Below are 10162 nucleotides of genomic sequence, written 5' to 3' on the forward strand. Positions count from 1 at the left end.
AATATCAATAATAGAGAGATAAATGGTAGGGATATTAGGTTAAAGCGTCTATTTTATTATGCTCAATGTAACAATTACGGCCGCTTTTTTTTGCGCTATATAATGCTTTATCAGCTTGTTCAATTAATTGGTTGAGAGTTAGCGCATTGAAATAATCAGTGGCATAGCATAGCCCAACAGAGACTGATACGTAATTAGAGCAGGTCGATGTCTCATGTGGTATTAACAATGCTTTGATCTGATAGAGTAATGACGTCAATTTCTTAACCACTTTATCTTGCTCTATTGTTGAGATTAGAATAAAAAATTCATCTCCACCATATCGATACACTTGAGTATTTAATCCGTGAAAGTGATCTTTGATTAAATTACTTATCTTAATTAAAACCTTATCCCCAGCAATGTGCCCATAGGTATCGTTGTATTCTTTATAGTGATCGATATCTAACATGATCCCTGTGTACTTTGGCGTTAACTGAGTTTTTAGTTGATTAAATCTGGAGTCAAGAGAGCTACGGTTCCACAATTGAGTCAAGTGATCTGTTTGTGACAGTAATACTAGCTGTTGTCGATTGTATTGATTTTCAAGAGCAATAGACATGTAGCTTATTAGTTGAGTAAATAGCTCAAAATGAAAAGCTTGATACTGATAACTTTTTTTGGCTTGGACAGTAAAACAGGCTTTAATTTCATTATTTATGGTTATAGGTGAAAACATGATTGATTTAAAGTGAATCTGTTTATCACAGTTATCGCCTAACATTGCTACTTTTTGTTCACTGTTCATATGATTATAGTAAAACGAAGAGTCGTTTTTGATGCAATAACTCATATAGGAACTCTCACTTCTACAATCAGAAATATAAGAGTTTTTCTTTGGGGTATCAATGTTGTAATAATCAATGGCTATCTGATCTTTCTCTTTATCAAAAAAACCTAATGCTAATATATCTATTTGAAATAGAATAGAAAGCTCTTGCTGTATTGTTGGTAAAACATCCTGTATATCAGAACAGTTATTAATGTATTGACCAATTTTATTGATTACAGCTAAGTTGTCAGAAAGAGATTTCATTGTACTTAACTCTAATTTTGCGACATTTAAGCGATACAATTGCTGAAGATAATCACTTTCTCTTTTAAGTAGTTCTCTTCTAGAATTAAGTAATGATGAGGTTAATGTTTGATAATGCTTTTCTCTATACTCTGGGTCATCAATATCTTTAATACGCAGCAAAATAATATCATTGAAACCGTCAATTAGTTTGTCGCTTTCAATGGTTTTTGCAATAGATAGCCCTTTTTCAATATAAGTATCTAATTTATCATAGCGATGATAGCTAGTAAGAAAATGGCAATACTCTAAAATCATTTCTGAAATGTAATAGTCGTACTGGCAGGCTTGCATATTTTCAATTGAAAGAAGATGAAAGTGTTCAGCTTGCTCTATTTCCCCTATACCATTAGATATTTCAGCCTTTATTTTATAATAAAATCCCAGAAATTTTGGCTCTGATTGAATATCAGAATATAAAGAATCGAGTATCTCTTGGGCTTCAGAAAATAAAAATTGTTTGGCCTTGATATCAGCAATATTAAACAGTGATAGAGCGGATGAATATTTAGGGCCGTGCTCAGTAAGTAGGGCTGTTGCCTCATTTAAGTAGGCAAGGGCTTCATTAAAGTTACCAATCTGACTAAAGATATCACCAATGTTGTTTTTAATGATACCCGTGATGTAATCATCACAAAATTGCTCTGATCGTTCGGCTTTAGCTAAAAATTTATGTGCATAGAAATAGTTACCGAGCATGCCATAAAGCGTACCGATATTGTAATGGCAAAAACAGGTCAAAAAATCTTGCTTAGCTTGTTGAGCAAAAGTGATAGCATCAAAAAATAAGCTAATAGATTCAATGAGCCTTCCTGAACGAGACAGAAGGTAAGCATGGAATATATGCTCAAAGTGTGGTGCGATAACTTGTTTCTGTTTTAATGTTTCAACAGTGATAGTGTTCAGTTGATATTGAACGTGCTCTTTGGATGTCGCCATTGGTAACTGACGAATGTGTTCTAATAAGTAGTTGTTCCATGATTCTTTAGCCATAATTTATTTTTTTAATTTTATTTTATTTCAAGTAATTATGTCATAAATGGCTTTTTATATGAAGCAAAGTCTCATTAATGGGATTTTTTTTGTAAAAATCGTGCATTAGGTCGAATTTTGGCTATAAAAAAGCCAAGTAAAAATACTCGGCTGTTTATATTTATGCGTAGTTGTGAGGTTTAAAGCTCAAAATCACCTAAATCATCGTCATCCATGTCATTATCAATTTGTCCAACAAGGTATGAACTGATTTCAGTTTCTTGTGGAGCCACCTGAACATTGTCAGAGCTCAACCAAGAGTTAATCCATGGAATAGGGTTTTGTGTTGCACCTTCATAAGCACTGTTAAGACCAACTGCTTTCATACGTAAATTAGTAATGTATTCTACGTATTGGCAAAGAATGTCTTTATTTAGACCAATCATTGAGCCATCTTTAAATAAGTAGTTTGCCCACTCTTTCTCTTGCTCTGCGGCGGCTTTAAATAAATCAAAGCACTCTTGCTCACATTCCGCCGCAATTTCAACAAACTCTGGGTCATCTTGGCCTGTACGAAGTAGGTTTACCATATGCTGAGTACTGGTTAAATGAAGCGCTTCATCACGAGCGATCAGTTTGATGATTTTTGCATTGCCTTCCATTAATTTACGCTCTGCAAATGCGAAAGAACACGCAAAGCTAACATAGAAACGAATCGCTTCTAGTGCATTTACAGACATCAAACAAAGGTAAAGTTTTTTCTTTAGTTCACGTTTTGAAACGATAACTTCTTCATTGTTAATGGTATGCGTACCTTCACCTAAACGATGGTAATCATTTGTTGCTTGGATCAAGTTATCATAATAGTGCGCAATGTCTTTCGCACGCTTTAGAATTTCTTCATTTTCAACAATGTCATCAAAAATTACTGAAGGATCATTAACAATATTGCGAACAATATGGGTGTATGAACGTGAGTGGATCGTTTCAGAGAAAGACCATGTTTCAATCCATGTTTCTAACTCAGGAATAGAAACTAAAGGCAATAAAGCAACGTTTGGGCTGCGTCCTTGAATTGAATCTAAAAGTGTTTGATATTTTAAATTACTAATGAAGATATGTTGTTCATGCTCAGGTAAATTATTGTAATCAATACGGTCACCTGATACATCTACTTCTTCTGGACGCCAAAAGAACGAAAGTTGCTTTTCGATAAGTTTTTCAAAGATCTGAAATTTTTGCTGGTCATAACGAGCAACATTTACCGAATTACCTAAAAACATAGGTTCTTTCAATTGATCATTTTTTTCTTGTCGAAAAGTACTGTACGCCATGGAAACCTCAATATTATCAAGCCGAAAGAAGAGAAGGGCTTTATTCTTATGAAAAGTGATACTAATAAACACTTAATGAAGTATTTATTAGTATCACATAAAGTAAAAAGACTTAAAATAAAATAAGCCCGCCATAAAGCGGGCTTAATTTTAAAGTGAAACGTTAGATCTTACAACCGCCACCAGCACAATCGTCATCTTGTACAAGATCACCTTGTGAGTCACTAGCGCCATCACGAGTGTTATGGTAGTACAGCGTTTTTAGACCTAGTTTATAAGCAGTCAGTAGATCTTTAAGTAACAGCTTCATTGGTACTTTGCCGTTTGGCTGAATGTTAGGATCATAGTTGGTATTTGCAGAGATAGCTTGGTCAACAAACTTCTGCATAATACCTACAAGTTGTAGGTAACCATCATTTGAACCAATGTTCCAAAGTAACTCATAGTTATCTTTTAAATTTACATAATCAGGAACAACTTGCTTCAAGATACCATCTTTAGATGCTTTAACTGATACGAATCCACGTGGAGGCTCAATACCATTAGTTGCATTAGAGATTTGAGAAGAGGTCTCTGAAGGCATTAATGCAGACAGTGTTGAGTTACGTAGACCATGTGTCTTGATCTCTTCACGCAGTGTTTCCCAATCTAAGTGCAATTGCTCACTGCATACGTTATCAATATCTTTTTTATAAGAATCGATTGGTAAGATACCTTGCGCGTAGGTTGTTTCATTAAATGCAGGACAAGCGCCTTGCTCTTTGGCTAAACCAACAGAGGCTTTTAGAAGATAGAACTGGATAGCTTCAAACGTTTTATGTGTTAAACCGTTTGCACTGCCATCAGAGTATTTAACGCCATTTTTTGCAAGGTAGTAAGCATAATTGATAACACCCACACCTAACGTACGACGATTCATTGTTGACTTGTATGCTGCTGGAAGAGGGTAGTCTTGATAATCAAGTAGCGCATCAAGAGCGCGTACTGCAAGTTCCGCTAATTCTTCAAGTTCTTCTAGCTTCTCAATCGCACCTAAGTTAAATGCAGACAGAGTACAAAGTGCAATCTCACCTTCTTCATCATTAACGTGTGTTAGTGGTTTCGTTGGCAAAGCAATTTCTAAACATAAGTTAGACTGACGAATAGGAGCTACACTTGGGTCGAATGGACTGTGTGTATTACAGTGATCGACGTTTTGAATGTAGATACGACCTGTAGATGCGCGTTCTTGCATCAGCAAAGAGAACAGTTCAATCGCTTTTATGGTTTCACGCTTGATTGATGTATCTTGCTCGTAGATATCGTATAGACGTTCAAATTCTACTTGATCAGCAAAGAATGCATCGTATAGACCAGGAACATCAGATGGTGAGAATAAGCTAATGTGACCACCTTTAATTAGGCGAGTGTACATTAGTTTATTGATTTGTACGCCGTAATCCATATGACGAACACGGTTCTCTTCTACACCGCGGTTATTTTTAAGAACTAATAGAGATTCTACTTCACGGTGCCAGATAGGGTAGAACAATGTCGCTGCACCACCACGAACACCACCTTGAGAACAACATTTTACTGCGGTTTGGAAGTATTTGTAGAATGGGATACAACCAGTATGGAAAGCTTCACCATCACGGATCTCAGAGCCAAGAGCACGAATACGACCAGCATTAATCCCAATACCAGCACGTTGAGATACGTAACGTACAATCGAACCTGCAGTTGCATTGATAGAGTCTAAGCTATCATCACATTCAATTAGTACACAAGAGCTAAACTGACGAGTAGGAGTACGTACACCAGACATGATTGGTGTAGGTAGCGAAATCTTGAATCGTGATGTTGCATCATAGAAACGTTGAATGTAATCAAGACGCGTATCTTTTGGGTATTTAGCAAATAAACACGCTGCAACTAAGATATAAAGGAATTGTGCACTTTCGTAGATCGCGCCCGTTACACGGTTCTGAACGAAGTATTTACCTTCAAGTTGTTTCACAGCAGCGTAAGAGAAATCCATATCACGATCATGATTGATCATTTGATCCATCAAGTTGAATTCTGCTTCGGTGTAGTCTTCTACTATATGCTTATCGTATTTACCTAATTCGATGAGGTTATTAACGTGGGTAAACAGTGTTGGCGGTTCAAATTGGCCATACGCTTTCTTACGAAGGTGGAAAACAGACAAGCGAGCTGCAAGATATTGGTAATCTGGTGTTTCTTCTGAGATAAGATCGGCAGCTGCTTTGATGATAGTCTCATGAATATCAGAGGTCTTCATACCCTCATAGAATTGGATATGAGACTTCATTTCAACTTGTGATACTGAAACGTTATCTAGACCTTCTGCAGCCCAGGTGATCACTTTATGGATCTTGTCTAAATTGATCTTTTCTGTGGTGCCATTTCGCTTCGTAACGGTAAGCTGATGAGTCATTTGTCTACTTTTCCTTAGGATGAGGAACGAAAGATGTAATATTTGTAATTTTCGTTATTAATTTGTGATCAAGCGCATAGTGTTGAATTTGTAACTAAACACTATATATAGGGCTTAATAAATAATTGGCTACAAGATAATGATAAAATGAGCAGTGATCAAGTCTGAAATTAAGCAAGCCCTGTGGATAACCTATGAATTAAAAAAAACAGTAAGTAGCTACTAACCGAGTGAGATTAGCTATACCAAGACATCAGAAATAACGTATTTCATAATGGTTGATAAGTAGGCAGTAAAAAAAATATTTTTCTTGATTTTTGTGGTTTCGGTGGATCTCTAAGAATCAAAAAAAATTGCTGATTTGTTGTTCTAATTTTTACAGTAATGTAGGTTTCGTGACCAAAAGAAAAATTAAAAAAAATCACTCTTTATTTGTATGAAGAATACAGATAAAGAGTAATAAGTATGGTAGATGAACAATTGAATTTATAAAGTTGTGTGAACGATATAGTTAACATCAACATTTTTGCCCAATGAATAAACATCTGTTAACGGGTTGTAATGTAAGCCAGTAATGCCTTGTTCTTGCAACGCGGTTTGATCTAGCATCTTTAATAATTCAGAGGGACGAATGAATTTATTATGGTCATGTGTCCCTTTTGGCACGAGCTTTAGCAATTGCTCTGCACCAACAATAGCAAACAAATACGATTTAATATTACGATTTAGTGTTGAGAAAAATACGTGCCCGCCAGGTTTAACCATTTTTGCACATGAACGAATAACAGAAAGTGGATCAGGGACATGTTCAAGCATTTCCATGCAAGTCACGACATCGTATGTTTCTGGATTTTCTTCAGCGTGTTGTTCTGCCGTTGATTGAATGTACTCTAATGTTGTTCCTGTTTCCAAAGCATGTAAACGAGCAACCGTTAAAGGTTCTTTTCCCATATCCAAACCAACAACATCAGCGCCTTGATTTGCCATGCTCTCAGCTAAAATGCCCCCTCCACAGCCAACGTCTAATACTTTTTTACCAAATAAACCATTGGCATTATCTAAGACATAATTAAGGCGTAATGGATTGATTTGATGTAATGGTTTAAATTCACCTTCAAAATCCCACCAACGAGACGCCATATCTTCAAACTTTTTGATTTCTGCCGGATCGACATTTAACGGTTGAGTCATAGTTCATATTCCTTTTTAATCTTCCTCTATTATATACAGAAAAAAAACAGAAAGAGAGAGTTAAAAGTGGTGATTTTTTAGTCGCATTTGTTATGTTTTTCAAGAATATGATGATCTGGTATGTGACTTGCTCCTTATTTCGTAGGATTCTTAAGCTTAAGAGTTATTTTGCGAATTAAAACGATGCGAAATTGAAGAGTTATGTGCTATATTTTGCAATCTTGCACGTTTATCAGTATCAATTACTTTATCTTTATAGATAGTATGATTGATAAAGTAATTGATATTGATACGACAGAACTAATTGAGGGATATTGGCTCTATGAGCGATCTTGCTAAAGGGATCACGCCCGTAAATATTGAAGATGAGCTTCGAGGTTCATACCTAGACTATGCGATGTCAGTAATCGTTGGTCGTGCTCTTCCAGATGTGCGTGATGGTCTAAAACCTGTACACCGCCGTGTTTTATTTGCGATGGATGTATTGGGTAATGATTGGAATAAACCATATAAAAAATCTGCCCGTGTAGTCGGCGACGTAATTGGTAAGTATCATCCACACGGTGATAGTGCTGTATACGACACGATAGTACGTATGGCGCAGCCGTTCTCACTACGCTATATGCTTGTTGATGGCCAAGGTAACTTTGGTTCTATCGATGGGGATTCAGCAGCGGCGATGCGTTATACCGAAGTTCGTATGTCGAAAATTGCTCACGAATTGTTGGCAGATTTAGACAAAGAAACCGTAGATTACGTTCCTAACTATGATGGTACAGAACAAATCCCTGCGGTATTACCTACTCGTGTACCTAACTTATTAGTTAATGGTTCATCAGGTATCGCTGTTGGTATGGCAACAAACATTCCACCTCATAACTTAACTGAAGTGGTTAATGGTTGCTTAGCATTCATCGAGAATGAAGACATCACTATCGATGAGCTGATAAACTACATTCCAGGTCCTGACTTTCCGACTGCTGCATTAATCAGCGGTCGTAAAGGCATCGTTGATGCATATAAAACAGGTCGTGGTAAAGTTTACATGCGTTCTAAAGCAAACATCGAAGCTGACAAGAATGGCAAAGAAACCATTATTGTTACTGAGATCCCTTATCAAGTAAACAAGGCTCGTGTGATTGAAAAAATTGCAGAGCTTGTTAAAGATAAGAAAGTAGAAGGCATTTCAGCACTGCGTGACGAATCTGATAAAGATGGTATGCGTATTGTTATCGAATGTAAGCGTGATGCTGTAGGTGAGGTGGTTCTTAATAACCTGTACTCACTAACTCAGCTTCAAACGACATTCGGCGTAAACATGGTTGCACTAGATAACGGCCAACCAAAACTGTTCAACTTAAAAGAAATGTTGAAGTGTTTTGTTGATCACCGTCGTGAAGTGGTAACTCGTCGAACTATTTTTGAATTACGCAAAGCGCGTGATCGTGCTCATATCCTTGAAGGTTTAGCACTAGCATTAGCAAACATTGATGAAATCATTGAGCTAATCAAAAATGCGCCGACTCCTGCTGATGCAAAACAAGGTCTTATCGCTCGTGGTTGGGATCTTGGTAACGTAGCTGACATGCTAGAGCGTGCAGGTACAGATGCCGCTCGTCCTGATTGGTTAGAGCCAGAGTTTGGTATTCGTGAAGGTAAATACTTCTTAACGGAACAACAAGCTCAAGCTATTCTAGAATTACGTCTTCACCGTTTAACTGGTTTAGAGCATGAAAAAATTCTAGATGAATACAAAGCGTTATTAGACGAAATCGCAGAGCTAATGCATATCCTTGCAAGTACTGAGCGTCTAATGGAAGTTATCCGTGACGAATTAGTAGCCGTTCGTGATACTTATGGTGATGAGCGTCGCACTGAAATTGGTGCTGCAATTCACGATATCGACATGGAAGACTTAATCACACAAGAAGACGTAGTAGTAACGCTTTCTCGTGAAGGTTATGTTAAATACCAAATTTTAGGTGACTACGAAGCTCAACGTCGTGGTGGTAAAGGTAAGAGTGCAACTAAGATGAAGGACACCGATTATATCGAGCGTCTACTTGTTGCTAATACTCATGATAATATCCTTTGCTTCTCTACACGTGGTAAAGCATACAGCTTGAAAGTATTCCAACTTCCTCAAGCTAGTCGTACTGCTCGTGGTAAGCCTATCGTTAACATTCTTCCTCTAGAAGAAGGTGAGCGTATTACCGCAATTCTACCAGTGTCTGAATACTCTGAAGATAAGTTTATCTTCATGGCTACAGGTGATGGTACGGTTAAGAAAACATCACTGGACCAATTTGCTAAAGTTCGTGCGAACGGCTTGATTGCGGTTAATCTACGTGAAGATGATTCATTGATCGGTGTTGATATCACTGATGGTTCAAATGAAATCATGTTGTTCTCTAAAGCAGGTAAAGTCGTTCGTTTCAGCGAAGAACATGTTCGTGGAATGGGCCGTACTGCTTCGGGTGTTCGTGGTATGAAGCTGACTGGTGAAGATCAGGTTGTTTCGTTAATTGTTCCTTCAAATGAAGGTGACATTTTAACAGTGACAGAAAATGGCTACGGTAAACGTACTAAACTGTCTGAATACCCAACGAAGAGCCGTGCAACACAGGGTGTTGTATCTATCAAGGTTTCTGATCGTAACGGCAGTGTAGTCGGTGCAGTGCAGACTGAAGATGGTGATGAGTTCATGATGATCACGGATGCAGGTACATTAGTTCGTACTCGTGTTTCGGAAGTTAGCCAAGTGGGTCGTAATACCCAGGGTGTTACTCTGATCCGTACTGCTGAAGATGAAAATGTAGTTGGTTTGCAACGCATTGATGAGCCAGAAGATCTTGAAGTCCTTGACGGTGAAGTAGCAGAAGCGACAGAAAATACTGAAGCAACTGAAGCACCTCAAACTGATGAATCAGATGCTAAAAACATTGAAGAATAAGTAGTAACTTAGTCTTAAATAAAAGCCCGCTTATTAAAGCGGGCTTTTTTTTGGGTAATTATTTTATTTTTTAGAATAGTAGATTATTCTTATCATCTCGTATTGATATTTATCTATTAACAAATGTCAAATAAAGATTGTTTTGTATAAAAGCTTGC

Annotated in this window: 5 protein-coding genes; 1 reads left to right on the top strand and 4 read right to left on the bottom strand. The window is 37.2% G+C overall.

Annotation, left to right across the window (positions count from 1 at the left end; genetic code table 11):
• Nucleotides 1-34: 34 nt before the first annotated feature.
• The 4 genes from PVK62_RS03775 to ubiG all read right to left on the bottom strand — a co-directional run bounded on the left by PVK62_RS03775 (nucleotide 35) and on the right by ubiG (nucleotide 7051).
• Complete coding sequence (locus tag PVK62_RS03775; protein WP_274444921.1) at nucleotides 35-2107, bottom strand: GGDEF domain-containing protein; 2073 nt, start codon at nucleotides 2105-2107, stop codon at nucleotides 35-37.
• Nucleotides 2108-2286: 179 nt separating this feature from the next.
• Entirely contained in the window at nucleotides 2287-3420 is a 1134-nt protein-coding gene (nrdB, locus tag PVK62_RS03780) for a class Ia ribonucleoside-diphosphate reductase subunit beta (RefSeq protein ID WP_274444922.1), read from the bottom strand.
• A 163-nt stretch (nucleotides 3421-3583) separates the two neighbouring features.
• On the bottom strand, nucleotides 3584-5860 hold the full coding sequence (nrdA, locus tag PVK62_RS03785; RefSeq protein ID WP_274444923.1) for a class 1a ribonucleoside-diphosphate reductase subunit alpha: 2277 nt from the start codon (nucleotides 5858-5860) through the stop codon (nucleotides 3584-3586).
• Nucleotides 5861-6346: 486 nt separating this feature from the next.
• Nucleotides 6347-7051, bottom strand: coding sequence for a bifunctional 2-polyprenyl-6-hydroxyphenol methylase/3-demethylubiquinol 3-O-methyltransferase UbiG (gene ubiG / locus PVK62_RS03790; RefSeq protein WP_274444925.1), 705 nt, complete (start codon nucleotides 7049-7051; stop codon nucleotides 6347-6349).
• A 322-nt stretch (nucleotides 7052-7373) separates the two neighbouring features.
• Here ubiG and gyrA point away from each other — a divergent pair, with 322 nt between their 5' ends.
• Nucleotides 7374-10004: a DNA topoisomerase (ATP-hydrolyzing) subunit A gene (gyrA, locus tag PVK62_RS03795; protein WP_274444927.1), complete on the top strand. Its 2631-nt coding sequence runs from the start codon at nucleotides 7374-7376 to the stop codon at nucleotides 10002-10004.
• Nucleotides 10005-10162 lie beyond the last annotated feature (158 nt).

Origin of the sequence: Aliivibrio sp. S3MY1 (assembly GCF_028765575.1) — a bacterium.
Taxonomy (GTDB): Bacteria; Pseudomonadota; Gammaproteobacteria; order Enterobacterales; family Vibrionaceae; genus Aliivibrio.

Bases quoted from the DNA above. Each gene is read 5' to 3' on its own strand.
- PVK62_RS03775 (WP_274444921.1), bottom strand. From the start codon at position 2,107: ATGGCTAAAGAATCATGGAACAACTACTTATTAGAACACATTCGTCAG.
- nrdB (WP_274444922.1), bottom strand. From the start codon at position 3,420: ATGGCGTACAGTACTTTTCGACAAGAAAAAAATGATCAATTGAAAGAA.
- nrdA (WP_274444923.1), bottom strand. From the start codon at position 5,860: ATGACTCATCAGCTTACCGTTACGAAGCGAAATGGCACCACAGAAAAG.
- ubiG (WP_274444925.1), bottom strand. From the start codon at position 7,051: ATGACTCAACCGTTAAATGTCGATCCGGCAGAAATCAAAAAGTTTGAA.
- gyrA (WP_274444927.1), top strand. From the start codon at position 7,374: ATGAGCGATCTTGCTAAAGGGATCACGCCCGTAAATATTGAAGATGAG.